At 33.8% G+C, this 15,883-nt stretch carries 15 protein-coding genes; 8 read left to right on the top strand and 7 right to left on the bottom strand.

Annotated features, from left to right (window positions below; translation table 11 throughout):
• Positions 1–108: 108 nt before the first annotated feature.
• Complete coding sequence (gene ribH, locus BLT80_RS12940) at positions 109–615, bottom strand: 6,7-dimethyl-8-ribityllumazine synthase (RefSeq protein WP_092468663.1); 507 nt, start codon at positions 613–615, stop codon at positions 109–111.
• A 3-nt stretch (positions 616–618) separates the two neighbouring features.
• Complete coding sequence (locus tag BLT80_RS12935) at positions 619–1,383, bottom strand: tetratricopeptide repeat protein (RefSeq protein ID WP_092468661.1); 765 nt, start codon at positions 1,381–1,383, stop codon at positions 619–621.
• Between the two features lie 140 nt (positions 1,384–1,523).
• Between BLT80_RS12935 and recF the strand changes: the two genes are divergently transcribed.
• The 7 genes from recF to BLT80_RS12900 all read left to right on the top strand — a co-directional run bounded on the left by recF (position 1,524) and on the right by BLT80_RS12900 (position 8,750).
• Entirely contained in the window at positions 1,524–2,603 is a 1,080-nt protein-coding gene (gene recF, locus BLT80_RS12930) for a DNA replication/repair protein RecF (RefSeq protein ID WP_092468659.1), read from the top strand.
• Positions 2,600–3,019 (top strand): lipocalin family protein, encoded by a 420-nt coding sequence (locus tag BLT80_RS12925; RefSeq protein ID WP_092468658.1) that lies wholly within the window; start codon positions 2,600–2,602, stop codon positions 3,017–3,019. The genes recF and BLT80_RS12925 overlap by 4 nt, the downstream gene beginning before the upstream one ends.
• A gap of 51 nt (positions 3,020–3,070) precedes the next feature.
• Entirely contained in the window at positions 3,071–3,367 is a 297-nt protein-coding gene (locus BLT80_RS12920) for a DciA family protein (protein ID WP_092468656.1), read from the top strand.
• A gap of 320 nt (positions 3,368–3,687) precedes the next feature.
• Positions 3,688–6,099, top strand: a complete 2,412-nt coding sequence (locus BLT80_RS12915) for a penicillin acylase family protein (protein WP_092468654.1) — start codon at positions 3,688–3,690, stop codon at positions 6,097–6,099.
• Entirely contained in the window at positions 6,099–6,458 is a 360-nt protein-coding gene (locus tag BLT80_RS12910) for a hypothetical protein (RefSeq protein WP_092468652.1), read from the top strand. The genes BLT80_RS12915 and BLT80_RS12910 overlap by 1 nt, the downstream gene beginning before the upstream one ends.
• Before the next feature lie 85 nt (positions 6,459–6,543).
• Positions 6,544–7,317, top strand: coding sequence for a hypothetical protein (locus BLT80_RS12905; RefSeq protein ID WP_092468650.1), 774 nt, complete (start codon positions 6,544–6,546; stop codon positions 7,315–7,317).
• 224 nt (positions 7,318–7,541) lie between these two features.
• On the top strand, positions 7,542–8,750 hold the full coding sequence (locus BLT80_RS12900; protein WP_217630761.1) for an MBL fold metallo-hydrolase: 1,209 nt from the start codon (positions 7,542–7,544) through the stop codon (positions 8,748–8,750).
• Positions 8,751–8,923: 173 nt separating this feature from the next.
• Here BLT80_RS12900 and BLT80_RS12895 read toward each other — a convergent pair whose 3' ends face one another.
• The 3 genes from BLT80_RS12895 to BLT80_RS12885 form a co-directional block, all read right to left on the bottom strand.
• The gene (locus BLT80_RS12895) at positions 8,924–10,399 is read right to left on the bottom strand and encodes a T9SS type A sorting domain-containing protein (protein WP_092468646.1); all 1,476 of its coding nucleotides are present in this window, start codon (positions 10,397–10,399) and stop codon (positions 8,924–8,926) included.
• Between the two features lie 416 nt (positions 10,400–10,815).
• On the bottom strand, positions 10,816–11,514 hold the full coding sequence (locus tag BLT80_RS12890) for a tetratricopeptide repeat protein (RefSeq protein ID WP_092468644.1): 699 nt from the start codon (positions 11,512–11,514) through the stop codon (positions 10,816–10,818).
• A gap of 111 nt (positions 11,515–11,625) precedes the next feature.
• Positions 11,626–12,558: a peptidylprolyl isomerase gene (locus BLT80_RS12885; RefSeq protein WP_092468642.1), complete on the bottom strand. Its 933-nt coding sequence runs from the start codon at positions 12,556–12,558 to the stop codon at positions 11,626–11,628.
• A 140-nt stretch (positions 12,559–12,698) separates the two neighbouring features.
• Here BLT80_RS12885 and BLT80_RS12880 point away from each other — a divergent pair, with 140 nt between their 5' ends.
• A complete protein-coding gene (locus BLT80_RS12880) occupies positions 12,699–13,157 on the top strand; it encodes a hypothetical protein (protein ID WP_092468640.1) in 459 nt (152 codons plus the stop codon).
• Between the two features lie 23 nt (positions 13,158–13,180).
• Here the strand turns inward: BLT80_RS12880 and BLT80_RS12875 are convergent, their stop codons facing one another.
• Together BLT80_RS12875 and BLT80_RS12870 are read right to left on the bottom strand one after the other, a co-directional pair.
• Entirely contained in the window at positions 13,181–13,528 is a 348-nt protein-coding gene (locus BLT80_RS12875; RefSeq protein ID WP_092468638.1) for a hypothetical protein, read from the bottom strand.
• Between the two features lie 146 nt (positions 13,529–13,674).
• Positions 13,675–15,876 (bottom strand): RecQ family ATP-dependent DNA helicase, encoded by a 2,202-nt coding sequence (locus BLT80_RS12870; protein WP_092468636.1) that lies wholly within the window; start codon positions 15,874–15,876, stop codon positions 13,675–13,677.
• Between the last annotated feature and the right edge of the window lie 7 nt (positions 15,877–15,883).

The following is a 15,883-nucleotide window of genomic DNA, read 5'->3' as shown; positions in this document are numbered from 1 at the left end:
AGTGTGCAGTGTGCAGTGTGCAGTGTGCAAAATTAAATTTTAGCTTATCACAAAATATAAGTATGTATTATTTTAAGGCGATGTGACTGCCAACTGAGGACTGAATACTTACAACGTCTCCTTACGTAAAGCCGCCATTTTTATAGCCGCAATAGCAGCTTCGGTACCTTTATTACCATGGATGCCGCCAGAGCGGTCAATAGATTGTTGCTCAGTATTATCTGTAAGTACACAGAAAATAACAGGAATATCCCCTTTTACATTAAGGTCTTTAATACCTTGAGTGACTCCTTCGCAAACAAAATCGAAATGTTTTGTTTCGCCTTGAATAACACAGCCGATTACAATAATAGCATCTAACATTCCGGAGTCGGCATAGATACTTTTACTCATTCTGGCTGCACCATAGGTTAATTCAAAAGCACCAGGTACATTCCAACGGACAATATTTTGCTTAATTGCTCCACAATCTAAAAGTGCATCAAAAGCACCTTGCCATAGGCCTTCGGTAATTTTATCATTCCATTCTGAAACAACAATCCCAAACCGAAAATCTTTCGCGTTTGGGATTGATGCTTTATCGTAAACCGATAAATTATGATTTGCTGTAGCCATAGACTATAAGCTTGCTTCTACTTTTCCGATTAAAACATCTGCATTCTTAGCTTCAGTAGAAGTAGAAAATTCAGACTTAATACGCTTTAAATACCCTAAAGCTTTATCATTTTCACCTAAATCGATAGCAACACGCGCTGCTTTCATTAAGTATAATGGAGTTGTAAAATTATTAACATTAGCTTTAAATGCTTTTTCGTAATACCCTAAAGCATCCGATTTTTGATCTAACTGTACAAATGCATCACCAATACCACCTTTTGCGATTGGGTTTAACATTTTATCATCACTAGAAAAATTTCCTAAATGCTCAACAGCATTCTGGTAATCTTTCAAATTCAAATACGCCATACCAGCATAATAGTTTGCTAAATTAGCTGCAGGACTTCCTCCATACTCACTAATAATATCTAGCATTCCGTATTTACCTTCACCACCATCTAAAGACATTCTATAAAGTGAATCTGAAGACACACCACTTACAGCATCATCAAAATACTTTTTAGCAGTGTACATTTCGTTCATAGCTTCCTTTTGTTGTGGCTCTGCTACTAATTTATTATAACCTAAGTATCCTAGAACAATTAAAGCTACTGCTCCAACTAAACCTAAAATATACTTTTGGTTCTTAACGGCCCACTCTTCTGTTTTGGAAGCACCCTCATCTAAAGTGTTAAACACTTCTGCTGTTGTTGATTCTTCTTCAAAAACCTCTTCCTTCTCTTTTTTCGTTTTTGGTTTGTAGCCTCTTTTCTTATACGTTGCCATAAATTGTCATTTTGTGCGTCCGCAAAAATAAAATTTTTATTGGGATTTAAAAGCCTATTTATTTGTTATTTTTGAATTATTAATTACACCTTGAAAATGCTTGGTTACATCAGTAAAATTAGGCATAATGTTATCTTTTCATGAATCTAAACACACTATCTTTAGTTAATTATAAAAATTTTGAAAGTCAGGTTTTCGATTTCGACGTCAAAATCAACTGTTTTGTTGGAGCCAATGGTATTGGAAAAACGAATGCCTTGGACGCCATTTATCATCTGGCTTTCGGAAAAAGTTACTTTAACCCTATTGCGGTTCAAAATATCAACCACAATGCAGAGTTTTTTGTAGTGGATGGTAATTTCACAAAATATGAACGCACCGAAAAAATCATCGTATCCTTAAAACGTGGCCAGAAAAAAGTCATTAAAAAGAATGGCAAGGCCTACGAAAAGTTTAGTGAGCATATAGGGTTTATACCGCTCGTTATTATTTCACCTGCAGATCGTGATCTCATTATTGAAGGTAGTGATACGAGACGAAAATTTATAGATAGTGTTATTTCGCAAAGTGATAAAAGCTATTTAACGGAACTCATTAATTACAATAAGGTACTATCTCAGCGTAATGCATTGTTGAAGTATTTCGCAGTCAACAATACCTTTAATAATGATACGCTGTCTATATATAATGAACAGCTTCATAATTATGGGACGGAAATATTTAAAAAACGAGATACGTTCTTAAAAACGTTTATTCCTATTTTTAAAGCACGCTACGAAGCCATTAGTCAAAGTAAAGAGACCATCGATTTACAATATAAAAGTGATTTATTTGATGATAAATTAATGGATTTGCTAAAAAAGTCGATTAATAAGGATAGAGCGATTCAATATACGACTGTTGGTACACATAAAGACGATTTGGTCTTTTTGATTGATGACTTTCCGATTAAGAAGTTTGGAAGTCAAGGGCAACAAAAATCATTTTTAATAGCGTTGAAGTTGGCGCAATTCGATTTTATAAAACTACAAAGTGGAGTCTCTCCTATTCTATTATTAGATGATATTTTTGATAAGTTAGATGAAAACCGCGTAGCGCAAATCATCAATCTCGTAGATGACGAGCATTTTGGACAAATATTTATAAGCGATACACATGCCGAACGTACTGAAGATGTGATAAAGCAAACTCACCAATCCTATAAAATTTTCAAATTATGAAAAACTATTTTTGGCTACTCTGCATTTTTATATTTAGCTGTTCTCCAAACCCAGAAATCTACATTGAGCACGTAGAAGGGTATTGGGAAATTGAAGAAGTTACTATGGCTGATGGCAGTAAAAAAGAATATAAGTTCAACGAAACTATAGATTACATAAGTGTCAATGATAGCTTAAAAGGTTTTAGAAAGAAACTTAAACCAGGCATAAATGACACCTATTTTACATCTGATGATGCGGAGACCATTCAATTAAAAATTGAAGACAACAAATTAAACATATACTATACAACTCCTTATGCGAATTGGACTGAGACGGTTTTAGAGGCCACACCATCCCAACTTAAAATCGTTAATGAGGATGAAAATGTGTATCTTTATAAACGTTACACTCCTATAAAATTAGATTTAGAATAATTTCAGTTACTTGAATAATAAAGCGATTATAATACTTAAAGTTAATTAGAAATGGCAAAGCGAAATAACGATAACCAACCCATACAAGACATCCTAAAAGAGTTTGTACAAACCAACAATTTACAGTCTGGTTTAGATAAAGTAGATGTGCGCGAAGCTTGGGCAAATCTTATGGGAAACGGAGTTAATAATTACACAACAGCAATTGAATTAAAACACGATACACTCTATGTGCAACTCAGCTCTAGTGTGCTACGTGAAGAATTGAGTTACGGTACAGATAAAATTGTAAAGATGCTTAATGAATCCTTAAGAAAGGAAGTCGTTAAAAAATTAGTGCTTCGGTAAGAGTTAGCTGTTAGCTGTTAGCTGTTAGCTGTTAGCTGTTAGCTGTTAGCTGTTAGCTGTTAGCTGTTAGCTGTTAGCTGTTAGCTGTTAGCTGTTAGCAAAATAATTTTATACTTTAGAATTCAGTTCCTCAAAAATTCCTTTTCCTTATTTTCTTCTTTTTTCTCTTTACATAGCAATATCATCAGCACAGATGTTGTTTAAAATGTAAAGCACCTCTTCGTGACCTATTATGAATAAGTGATAGTGATAATTCCTGTTTTTCATATCCCACATTAACAATAATTTTCCTATTTTTAAATTCTCTATAATTTAACTTCATGAAGTATTTTAAACTAATTCTATCCTTCGTTCTAACGATAGCCATTTTCTTTGCGCTAAATACTAAGTTCGGATCCATTCCGCCTATTGGTAAATTCCTAAATCCGTACACTGGAGTCTGGCAAAATGAAACCGACGAATCTATTACTGGAGAGGTTTCAATTCCTGATTTAAAAGACAACGTCACCGTGCATTATGATGCCGAATTAATTCCACATGTTTTTGCTCAAAACGATCTCGATTTATACAGAGCACAAGGGTATCTTACGGCAAAGCACAGGTTATGGCAAATGGAATTTCAGACTTTTGCAGCTTCTGGTCGGTTATCTGAAATTATAGGAGACGCCGCCCTTAATTACGACCGGCAAGAACGTAGACGAGGTATGGGTTATGGAGCAGAGCAAACCCTGAACAAAATGGCAGAAGATGAAGCAACCTCAGCCATGGTGCAAGCCTATGCAGATGGCGTAAATAGCTATATTAATCACTTAGAACCAAAAGATTTACCGGTAGAATATAAATTATTGGATTATAAACCCGAAGCATGGACACCCAAGAAAACGGCTTTACTATTAATGTATATGACTAAAATGTTGGCTGGTGGAGACGACGACATGGAAAACACGAATGCCTTACGATTGTTTGGACAAGAACGATTCGATTTATTGTTTCCAGATTTTTTCGACATTACAGATCCAATAATCTCAAAAGATACCGATTGGAGTTTTATTGATGTGCCGCAAACACCAACACCAAATAGCACTCCTGTTTTAGATTCTATTTCCGAAACTATCGACAAACCGAATCCAGATAACGGTAGTAATAACTGGGCTGTTTCTGGCAAAAAATCAACTACCGGAAATGCCATTTTAGCTAACGATCCACATTTAGGTTTAAACCTACCTTCCATTTGGTTTGTTATGCAGTTAAGCACACCAGATTACAATGCCTTTGGTGCAACCTTACCTGGTGCATTAGCTGTTATATCTGGTTTTAATCAACATATTGCTTGGGGAGAAACCAATGCCACAAGGGATGTTATTGATTGGTATAAAATTGAATTTAATGAGGATAGAACACAATATAAATTCGACGATCAATGGAAAGATGTGTCTGTACGCGTTGAAGAGATTAAAATAAAAGGTAAAGAAACCTACAAGGATTCCGTACTCTACACACATCATGGTCCTGTGGTCTATGATAAAAACTTTAAGTCCGACCAAGAATTAGCGGGTTATGCCATGCAGTGGACAGGTCATATTCCTGGGAATGGTCAAAAGACCTTTACCGAGCTAAACAAAGCCAAAAATTATGATGACTATACCGAGGCCTTAAAAAACTGGATTGCCCCTGCTCAGAATTTTGTGTTTGCATCCACCGAAGGAGATATTGCATTATGGATACAAGGCTTATTACCAAATAAATGGGAAGGCCAAGGTAAATTTATTATGGATGGTAGTAAATCTGAAAACGATTGGCAAGGATTTATCCCACAAGAATTTAATGCACACACTAAAAATCCGGAACGTGGTTTTGTAAGTTCTGCGAATCAGCATCCTGTTGACGAAACCTATCCATATTATGTGTTTAATGATGGTTATGAAACCTATAGAAATCGTGTCATTAATGACTTTTTTAATTCTAAAGATAAATTTAGTGTTCAAGATTTCAAGGATTTACACAATAATAACTACAACCTTAAAGCTGCTGAAATTGTACCATACATGTTAGAGCACATGGATAGCTCTGGCTTAACTGAAGAAGAAAAAGCCATCTATGATGAAATAAAGACTTGGCAATTTAATAACGATATTAACGAAGTTGGACCTAGTATTTTTAGACAATGGTATGGAAAACTTTACGATATGGTTTGGGATGAGTTTGATGTAGAAGATACAGCCTTAACACAACCATACACCTACCAAACCATTTATTTATTAAAAAATAAAGGAGATGATGCCTTTATGGATATTGTAGATACCCCTGAAACAGAAACCGCAAAAGACTTATTTTTATTAGCCTTTAAAGCAGCCGCTTCACGTCTTATAGAGATTAAAGCCGAAAAAGGCGACTATACTTGGGTAACTTATAAAGCCACTCATGCAAGTCATTTATTACAAGGCTTACCTGCTTTTTCTGTGTTTGATATTCCTATTGGTGGAGATCGCAGTATTGTCAATGCCACTTCCGAGGATCATGGCCCATCTTGGAGAATGATTGTAGAAATGACCTCACCTCCTACTGCTTTTGGTATTTATCCAGGTGGACAATCTGGAAACCCAGGAAGTAAATATTACGATAATTTTATAGACGATTGGGCTGCCGGAAAATACCATAGTCTAAATTTTCTACAAAGCAATACAGCAACCGACGCTATTATTGGCACACAAACCCTAACACCAACGAACTAATGAGCAAAAATATCATCAATTTTATAGTCACTATAGTCTTAGCATATGTATTATCCTTATTTCTGCCATGGTGGTCTGTAATGACAGCCGCATTGGCAACGGCTTTATTTATACCCTTAAGAAAAGCAGCCGTGTTTTTTATTCCGTTTCTAGCCATTCTTTTATTTTGGTTTGTAATGAGTTATTTTTTAAGTAGCGGAAACGATTTTACGTTAGCCAAACGTATCGCTGTGCTATTACCATTAGGAGGTAATCCTTATGTTTTAATGTTAGTTACAGGTGTTGTTGGAGGCTTGGCTGCAGGAATTGCTGCGATTTTCGGAAAGCAGTTAAGTTTAGTTTTGGTTGGAAGGAAATGAGGTTGAAATTTTGATTATTGCTTAAAAAGGATGGGATGAAGCGTATAATTATATTACTATAACTAGCTGAAAACAAATTAGTAAAATGAAGCATATTAAAAAAAGGTTCTTTTTCGATTATAAAGAAAATGAACTAAAACTTAATGAAAACAGCGTTGATTTCTACAAGTTCGATGGTGAACATGAAAAACGATTAATTGGTAAAAAAGGTTCTGTAGCTTTTCTAGAGCTAGAAGATGAACAATATATTGGAGGTATAGTAAATAAAGTGGACGGGAAAAACTTTATTATACCAATACCAGATCCTACATTGATTTATTTTCATAATGCTCAAACAAGTTTGAAACTCATAAGTAATGACAGGAAAGAATTATTAAAAAAATTGAGTTTCGAGGGGAAAATTCCCGAAACATCAATCAATGAAATTTATAACTATTTTGGCAGAACTAGTGGTTTTGTCATTTTCTTGTTTACAGCAATGGAATCTTTTATCAACCAAATGATTCCAGATGACTTTAGATATGAAAATGAAATGGCCAGAAAAACTGAAATTTACAATAAACTTCAAATTCAAGAAAGTTTAGATTTCAAAACAAAAATCACGAAAGTATTAAAGGCTGTTTCAGATAAAGACTTTTTCCAAAAATCAACACCTTCAAATCAACTTATTTACAGACTCAAGGAGTTTAGAGATGAAATTATACATACTAAAGATGATGGCGAGATAATGAAATATGATAAGCTAATAGATAATGCTTTAAGGTTTCCTTATGAAAAATCACTAATCGCAGTTGCAAAATTTATGAATTTTTATAAGCCTGAATATATTGTAGAATGTGGTTGTAGTGCTGATTTTTAAGCTTTAAAATCAGCTCATAACGTAGTATTTTGTCAAAATAAAAATTCAACAGAGCTACACTAAAGTAGCTTTAAAATTTCCATAACTTATTAATCCCGATTTACCTATAGCCAAAGAAAACCGTAACTCATCACACACAAGCCCCTTACCAACTTAAGTACCTTTATTTCCTTCTTAAATTAAACCTTTAAGAAAACGAAGTGTCAAAGAAAGAAATATATAAAATGAAAAACCACTGGGTTTTAGTACTGCTTTTTTTAGGAACACAACTATTCGCACAAAAAAACAATTCGCCATTAACCGCAACCATAATTGGCTCAGGATCTCCCAAATATAATACAGAACGTTCAGGGCCTTCGGTGTTAATTTCTTATAAAAACACTCAAATCTTAGTAGATATGGGCAATGGCACTCAAGCCAATTTAGATAAAATTGATATAAAAATTAATGACATAGACGGTTTGCTTTTTACACACCATCATTTAGATCATAATGAGGAGTTGGCTCCTATTTTTATTCAATCGCTTCTTGGTGGCAACAACACAATTATAGCAGGACCAGAACAAACCACTTCAATTATAGATCACATCCTTAGCATTTATAAAGAAGACATTGATTATAGATTATCAAAATCAGGAAGAACTCTAAGCGATGTAACCTCTAAGTATGAAGCTAAAAACTTAACCGGAAATAATACCTTTCAAATTGGCGATATTACCGTGTCGTATACTCTCGTAAACCATACTATTGCAACGCTCGCCTATCGTTTTGACGCAGGCGATACGTCTATTGTAATTTCAGGTGATTTAACCTACTCAGAATCTTTACCCATTTTGGCTAAAAATGCGGACTATTTAATAATGGATTCTGGTGGAGCAATAGCGCTTGATTCAAAACGAAAAGGAACTAAAACTAATGGGAAAAATAAGGGTTCAAAAGAAAATGCACACGTTAATTTAGCGGAAAGCTCTCAAATGGCTAAAGTGGCCAATGTTAAGACTTTAGTTTTAACACATTTCAATGTTACAGATATAGATGAAAACGCCACAACTGCAGAGCTTCGAAAAAACTATTTAGGCAATATTATATATGGAGAAGACCTAATGACTTTACCAAGCTCTCAAAATAGTACGTCTAGCGAGAATTCAAATAGAAACGTTAGAAACATAAACGACTTAGAAAAGACTGAGACTACAGAACAATCTGATCCAAATCCCCAGCCTATAAAGAAAAACCAACAAGAATCTAATAGTCAAGATATAAAAAACACAACTCCTTCTTTCCGTAAAATGCTAGAGAATATGGATACCAACAATGACGGTAAAATTTCTAAATCTGAAGCAAGAGGAAAATTAAAGGATAACTTTAATAAGCGTGATCAAAATAAGGACGGCTATATTACAGAAGATGAATTAACTAAAAGAAGTCGTTAAATCGGCGACACACGTTATAACATAGCTTCCTAAATGTTAGTCTAATTATGTTTTACCCTGTTGATCTGAAATATTACCGTTGTTAAGGATAAGCTAAACCAAGTATACTTTAAACCACAAAAAAAGCTCTACCAACTACGGTAGAGCTTTTTTAAAATTTTATAGGTCTTAAATTATTTAATCACTAACTTTTTAGTTGATTTTGCATTTAATCCGTTAAATTCTAATAGATATAAACCTGTATTTAAATCTAGATATAAGTCATTAGAACCTGATTGAAGCGTTTTTTGCATGATAAGTTTTCCATCAATACTATAAACGTTCATTTGGTTAAATAACGTATTATTTGTTAAACTAAATTGACCAGAAGTAGGATTAGGATAAATAGCCATCTCATTATAAGCAAGTTCATCTACACTTAAAAAACCACAATTCACCGGATCGAACGTTACCAACCCTAAAGTTGCAATATCATTTTGGTGTACAATTACAGCTTCAGCATCAGCTAATGTATTTGGAGTGTTTTCTTCATCCCAACAGTTATGCATTGCAGTCAAAGGGTTATCTGTGTTATTATAAACGGCATATATCGTTCCGCCATTACCATTTCCAGAAAACACATTCTGACCAATATTATCAACATCGTCACCTAAGTTAATCATAGACTCGCCTTGAAGTGTAATTCCCCATAAGTTCCTGCGAATTTCATTACCACTAGCCACAATAACATTGCCCTCTACAGAAGCAAGCAATGAAATACCACTTCCACCAAGATTAGGATTTCCTTGGGTATTATTGTCTTCAATGACATTATTTCTAATAAATGCAGAAACATTGTTACTTTGTATTACCATACCATAACGGTTGTCAATTATAACATTGTCATCAATTATAGCATTCACACCTCCTGCACTTAATAAGTCAGAAACAGAAATCCCTCCTACTTGTGTTAAACTACGATCACCTTTAATAGTATTCTGGATGATTTCAGTTGGATCACTTTCCAATGTCGGCCCTAAATTAATCTGAGGACGATTAGAATTGGCTTGGTTATTCCCTTCAATATAATTATTAAATATATAAGGAGAAACTAGGTTTGTGGCTCCAGATCCAATTGCAGTGGTTTGATTAAAAGTAATCGTATTATTAGTAATTTGAGGTTTACCTCTTGAAATCCCAATAGCACCACTTGTAGAAACTCCAGAAACATTATTAGTTATTAAGCAATTATCAATAGTAAATGTTTCTGTAAGCACACGTAAACCACCTCCATATTGTATCGTAGCATTTTGAATAGTAATATCTGAAAATTCTTCAAAACGAAAACCATCATAAGGAAATGTTGTATCGATAGCAGTAAAAACAGCATTATCAGCATCTACATTAAAAATTCCGTAAATGGTTATTCGTATATCTTCGCCAATCTCTAAAGTGACATCCTCACTGATATTAAAAGTGTCACTTGCAGAGATTGTAAGATCTTCTACTAAGGTATAGGTTGTTCCGCTCACCGAAATGGTCGACGGACTCGCCGATACGAGGTCATCTAATGTAAAGGTACTATTTGTATCTGGTGTTGTGTAGCCTTGAGCCGTTACCATACCAATCATACCGATTGTTGCAAAAAAATTGAGTAATAGTTGTTTCATAAATTATATGTTTTGATTTCTCTAAAATTAAATAATTATGTAAGAATTTACTATTAAAAAAGAAGATTTATGGCAAAAGATATATGTGATTCTTATAAAACACCTAAAGATAACCAATTACAATCTTTTATCTGGTGCAGATGTTCAATTAAATTAATGCTATTAAAATTTTAGATTTCATATTGGTCGATTTAATTAAATTTTAATAAGAGCAAAAAAAGCCTCACTATAAGTAAGACTTTTTCTGTTTCATCACTTGGGTTTAATTTACTAAACACAAACAATAACGTTGCCATCCGAAAAAAAACCTTGAATTGGATTACAAAATTAGAAATGTCTTTATGTTATTATTCGGAATTATAGTAACCCTAAAGTTTTACCGTATAAGCACTATGAATTTTTAAAAGCAGATCACTTTAGTTTTCATATTTAGAAGCATTAGCACTCACAAATGCTTTAGCTTGTCTAATCTCATTATTAAAACTTAAAGCCACTTTATAATTCTGATACGCTTGTAAACTATCGCCAATGAACAAATAAGCTTCTGCCAAGCTATCATAGACATTGGCACTATTTGGATGTAGCGCTGCATTTACTTTAAATACCCCAATAGCTTTTTCGTACTCTTTATCTCGAAGGTGCTTATATCCCACCCGATTAAAATCCCATTCCTTTATAAATATACTCGTAGAATCTTGTTTTTTAATTTCCAAGTATCCAGCAAGTGCTTTATCGTAATTACCATCTGCTAAGTGTGCACTTGGTGTTTTATACCCCTTTGGCGCTTTTAAATAATCGTATGTTACCTCAGCGGTGTCTTCTTCTGGTATAACCGATAAATACCATTGTTGCGTTTTTGGGTGCTGAACAAATCTAAATTTCTTATACATATCAGCAACAAAAAACTCGTTTTCTTCTAAAGCTACAGGTTCGATTTTTCCACCTCTCCAATTTAAAAAGAGCTTATTATTTTCATAATAGACCTCAATGACATCATCTTGATTATATAGGTAATTACCAGCTGTTTCATTTTTAAATGTTTCGGAATAGTTAACTGAATTAGAACAACTCCATCCAATCATTGTGATTAATACTATTAAAATTTTAGATTTCATATTGGTTGGTTTAATTACTTAATTAATTACAAATAAGAGCAAAAAAAAGTCTCACTATAAGTGAGACGATTCTTTTTCTATTTTGTTACGTGTGTATCTAATACAATGTAATTATTTTACACCCATTAATTCTACATCAAATATCAATGTTGCGTTAGGTGGAATTACTCCTCCGGCACCAGCAGCACCATAACCTAAATCACTAGGAATTACCAAACGTGCTTTATCTCCTACATTTAAAAGACAAATACCTTCATCCCATCCTGCAATCACCTGACCTACTCCAACTTGAAAATCTAGTGGAGAATTTCTTTTGTAAGACGAATCGAAAACCGTTCCGTCTGCTAATTGACCTTTATAGTGTACAGAAACTGTATTTCCTTTTTCTGCTTTTTTACCATCACCTTTTTGGATGATTTGGTAACGTAAACCCGATTTAGTTTCATCAAAGCCTACAGCTAATTTATCTAATTCTGCTCTTGCAGCTTCACGCTCTTCAGCGATACGCTTTTCACGAGACCCTTCAAATGTTCTAAACGCCTCAATAGCATTAAACTTTTCAGCAGCATCACCTTGTCTTATAATCTCAATAGTTTCAATTTTATCGCCTTGTGCAATAGCATCAACAATATCTTGTCCTTCCACTACGTTTCCAAATACAGTATGCTTATTATCTAACCAATCCGTTGCAATATGTGTAATGTAAAACTGACTTCCGTTAGTACCAGGACCAGAATTTGCCATAGCTAAAACACCAGGACCGTTATGTCTTAAATCTGGATGAAACTCATCATCAAATTTATAACCTGGATCTCCAGTTCCTGTACCTTGTGGACAACCACCTTGTATCATAAAATCTGGAATTACTCTATGGAATTTTAATCCATCGTAGTAAGGGGTTCCTTGTGGCTTCGCTGAATTTTCTAAATTTCCTTCTGCTAAAGCAACAAAATTACCTACTGTACCTGGAGTTTTCTCGAACTCTAAATTCACTAAAATTGCACCTTTTGAAGTGTTGAATTTTGCGTATATACCGTCTTGCATTGTATTTTAATTTGTTTAAGAATGCAAAGATAAGAAAGTTAACTTGAAATCGAATCTGAAATTGAAGTCGAAATAAAAACAACTTCAAATTCGATTTCGGGTTCTGATTCTTTTTTTTAGTTTTGAAAAAAACAAATCACATGGCATTTTCGTTATCTAAACTCTTTGGTTCTAAAAATTCTGAAACAACATCTCAGTCTGGTGACACTATTGAAGCTATCATTAATGATGTTGAAAACAGACCTTTTGGTGTCTCTGAAAAGAATGTTCTGTTCGCCGGCTTAAATGAATTGGGAGGCTATTTCTTTTTTCAAACTGTTATTGTTGGTGCGCTCAATGTAAAATCTAAAACTGGAGCGCAATTATATTTTGTTGGTGATAATTTTAAATTGAAATTAGATGCTGATATGCCAGAATTTGAATCAGAGAACTCAGATACTAAAGGTAGAAATGTAACGAAAATTGATTTTCAGATTGAAGAAAGTGACGTGAAAAATTTAGAAAATGCAACACTTAGGAGTATTCAAATAAAAGTTAAGAAGCACGATATTCTGTTTAGTAAATATGTTGTGATTGATGCATCTGATGAAGAGGAATAAAATTAGAAACTGAATCTTAAAATTTATGATTGTTCAAAATAATACAGCTCTCTCTTAATATTGAATGGTAAATACGTTTTTAATAGTATCAATCTAAATGATTTATCTGAACCATCTGAAATAGACTTTGCGGTAATTTGGTAGTACGTTTTAAATGAATACAGTCTATTTATAAGGTTTTCCTCTAATCTGTGACGTTCATCATTTTTTATTTCCTCACACTTAATAAACTTATAACCATGAGCTTCTAAAAAATCGTTTGCTTCTCCTTCTTTAAAAAATGGAATAAAAAAACAAGCATTTAAAAATCCTGTTATCCAGACAAAAAAAGGAAACAATATAATTAAAAGAACAATTAAAAATGGGTTCACTATACTGTTGTTAAGATTAAAAAAGTTAACCAAAAATTCGGTTCTCTACCAGAAAGCCTAATTCAGAAATTCAATCTTTATATGAAATACAAACTTCTATTCATTGACTACTGAACACTGAACACTGCCCACTTAAAACTGAACACTTAATTAGCCACTTCACTCATAAACTTTATACGATATAAACGTAATTCTTCATCGTCGTAATCACCATCAAATTCTTCAATAGCATCATCTATTTTATCGCTTTCAGATTCCATAAAATACTCATGGATTTCTTCCTGTTGATCTTCATCTAAAAGTTCATCGATCCAGTAATTAATATTCAACTTCGTTCCAGAAAACACAATAGATTCCATTTCCTTAATAAACGTAGGCATTTCCATTCCTTTTGAAGACGCAATATCTGTTAATGGTAATTTTCGATCAACATTTTGAATAATGTATAATTTTATGGCTGAATTAGTACCTGTAGACTTCACCACCATATCTTCTGGTCGTAAAATATCATTGTCTTCCACGTAATCGGCAATTAAACCAACAAAATCATTACCATACTTTTTTGCTTTACTCTCACCTACTCCATGTACATTAGATAATTCCTCTATATTAATAGGATACTTTAAAGACATATCTTCTAATGACGGATCTTGAAAAATCACAAATGGCGGAACTCCTAACTTTTTAGCATTACGCTTACGTAAGTCTTTAAGCATGCTCATTAACTTTTCGTCTGCAACAGCACCTCCTGCTTTAGAATTGGTAACGATACCATCATTTGATTCTTCATCAAACACGTGATCCTCAGCCATCATAAAGGATGTTGGATTTTTTATAAAATCTTTTCCTTCTTCGCTTAATCTTAAAACACCATAGGTTTCAATATCCTTCTTTAAAAAACGTGCCACTAAAACCTGACGGATTAAAGCCATCCAATATCTAGGATCTTTAGCTTTTCCGACTCCAAAGTGTGCTTGTAAATCTGTTTTATGGGAAGAAATAAGTGCATTCGAATTTCCGACAAGTACTTGTACTAAATCTTTAGCTTTATATTTTTCATTCGTTTTAGCAACAGTCTCTAAAAGAATTTTAACATCATCTTGAGCTTCAACCTGCTTTTTAGGATGACGAACATTATCGTCCATATCTCCACCATCACCAGTTTCATTATCAAATTCTTCTCCGAAATAATGAAGAATAAATTTACGTCGAGATACTGATGTTTCAGAAAAGGCAACCACTTCTTGCAGTAAAGCATGGCCAATTTCTTGTTCGGCAACAGGTTTACCTGCCATAAACTTTTCAAGTTTCTCAATATCTTTATAAGCATAATAGGCTAAACAATGACCTTCTCCTCCATCACGACCAGCTCGACCCGTTTCTTGATAATAACTTTCTATACTTTTAGGAATATCATGATGAATTACAAAACGAACATCGGGTTTATCAATCCCCATTCCAAAGGCAATAGTCGCCACAACAACATCAGTATCTTCCATTAAGAACATATCTTGATGTTTTACTCGTGTTTTAGCATCTAAACCGGCATGATATGGCACCGCTTTTATACCATTGACTTGCAGAACTTGCGCTAAACCTTCAACACGTTTTCTACTTAAACAATATATAATACCAGATTTTCCTTCGTTTTGTTTTACAAAACGAATGATATCTGCATCTACATTTTTAGTTTTTGGTCGTACTTCGTAATATAAATTAGGTCTATTAAAAGACGCTTTAAATGTAACGGCATTTGGCATCCCTAAACTCTTCAAAATATCTTCTTGAACCTTAGGAGTTGCTGTTGCTGTAAGTCCAACAATTGGAATATCATCGCCAATACGCTTAATAATCGTCTTCAGATTTCTATATTCTGGTCTAAAATCGTGTCCCCATTCACTAATACAATGGGCTTCATCGACAGCCATAAACGAAATTTTAACGGTCCTTAAAAAGTCAACATATTCTTCTTTTGTCAACGATTCTGGAGCTACATATAGCAACTTGGTAATGCCATTTGTAATGTCATCCTTAACGCGTTTAACTTCCGTTTTATTCAAAGAAGAGTTTAAGACGTGTGCCACACCTTCGTGCTCAGACACGGCCCTTATGGCATCTACTTGGTTCTTCATCAACGCAATAAGCGGAGATACTACAATGGCAGTACCTTCAGCTATTAATGCTGGTAGTTGATAACATAAAGATTTTCCACCACCAGTTGGCATAATAACAAAAGTGTTATTACCAGCTACGACGTTCTTTATTACTTCTTCTTGAAGGCCTTTGAATTCTGAAAATCCAAAGTACTTTTTTAATGCGGAGTGTAAGTCAATTTCTGCAATACTCATTAATCCC

Source organism: Winogradskyella thalassocola (genome assembly GCF_900099995.1).
In the GTDB taxonomy this organism is placed as follows: domain Bacteria; phylum Bacteroidota; class Bacteroidia; order Flavobacteriales; family Flavobacteriaceae; genus Winogradskyella; species Winogradskyella thalassocola.
Note: the sequence above shows the minus strand (reverse complement) of the source record. Positions and strands in the feature narration are given on the sequence as shown.

What these genes read in the sequence shown, in the direction of transcription:
- ribH (WP_092468663.1), bottom strand. Translation starts at nt 615, where the DNA reads ATGGCTACAGCAAATCATAATTTATCGGTTTACGATAAAGCATCAATC.
- BLT80_RS12935 (WP_092468661.1), bottom strand. Translation starts at nt 1,383, where the DNA reads ATGGCAACGTATAAGAAAAGAGGCTACAAACCAAAAACGAAAAAAGAG.
- recF (WP_092468659.1), top strand. Translation starts at nt 1,524, where the DNA reads ATGAATCTAAACACACTATCTTTAGTTAATTATAAAAATTTTGAAAGT.
- BLT80_RS12925 (WP_092468658.1), top strand. Translation starts at nt 2,600, where the DNA reads ATGAAAAACTATTTTTGGCTACTCTGCATTTTTATATTTAGCTGTTCT.
- BLT80_RS12920 (WP_092468656.1), top strand. Translation starts at nt 3,071, where the DNA reads ATGGCAAAGCGAAATAACGATAACCAACCCATACAAGACATCCTAAAA.
- BLT80_RS12915 (WP_092468654.1), top strand. Translation starts at nt 3,688, where the DNA reads ATGAAGTATTTTAAACTAATTCTATCCTTCGTTCTAACGATAGCCATT.
- BLT80_RS12910 (WP_092468652.1), top strand. Translation starts at nt 6,099, where the DNA reads ATGAGCAAAAATATCATCAATTTTATAGTCACTATAGTCTTAGCATAT.
- BLT80_RS12905 (WP_092468650.1), top strand. Translation starts at nt 6,544, where the DNA reads ATGAAGCATATTAAAAAAAGGTTCTTTTTCGATTATAAAGAAAATGAA.
- BLT80_RS12900 (WP_217630761.1), top strand. Translation starts at nt 7,542, where the DNA reads ATGAAAAACCACTGGGTTTTAGTACTGCTTTTTTTAGGAACACAACTA.
- BLT80_RS12895 (WP_092468646.1), bottom strand. Translation starts at nt 10,399, where the DNA reads ATGAAACAACTATTACTCAATTTTTTTGCAACAATCGGTATGATTGGT.
- BLT80_RS12890 (WP_092468644.1), bottom strand. Translation starts at nt 11,514, where the DNA reads ATGAAATCTAAAATTTTAATAGTATTAATCACAATGATTGGATGGAGT.
- BLT80_RS12885 (WP_092468642.1), bottom strand. Translation starts at nt 12,558, where the DNA reads ATGCAAGACGGTATATACGCAAAATTCAACACTTCAAAAGGTGCAATT.
- BLT80_RS12880 (WP_092468640.1), top strand. Translation starts at nt 12,699, where the DNA reads ATGGCATTTTCGTTATCTAAACTCTTTGGTTCTAAAAATTCTGAAACA.
- BLT80_RS12870 (WP_092468636.1), bottom strand. Translation starts at nt 15,876, where the DNA reads ATGAGTATTGCAGAAATTGACTTACACTCCGCATTAAAAAAGTACTTT.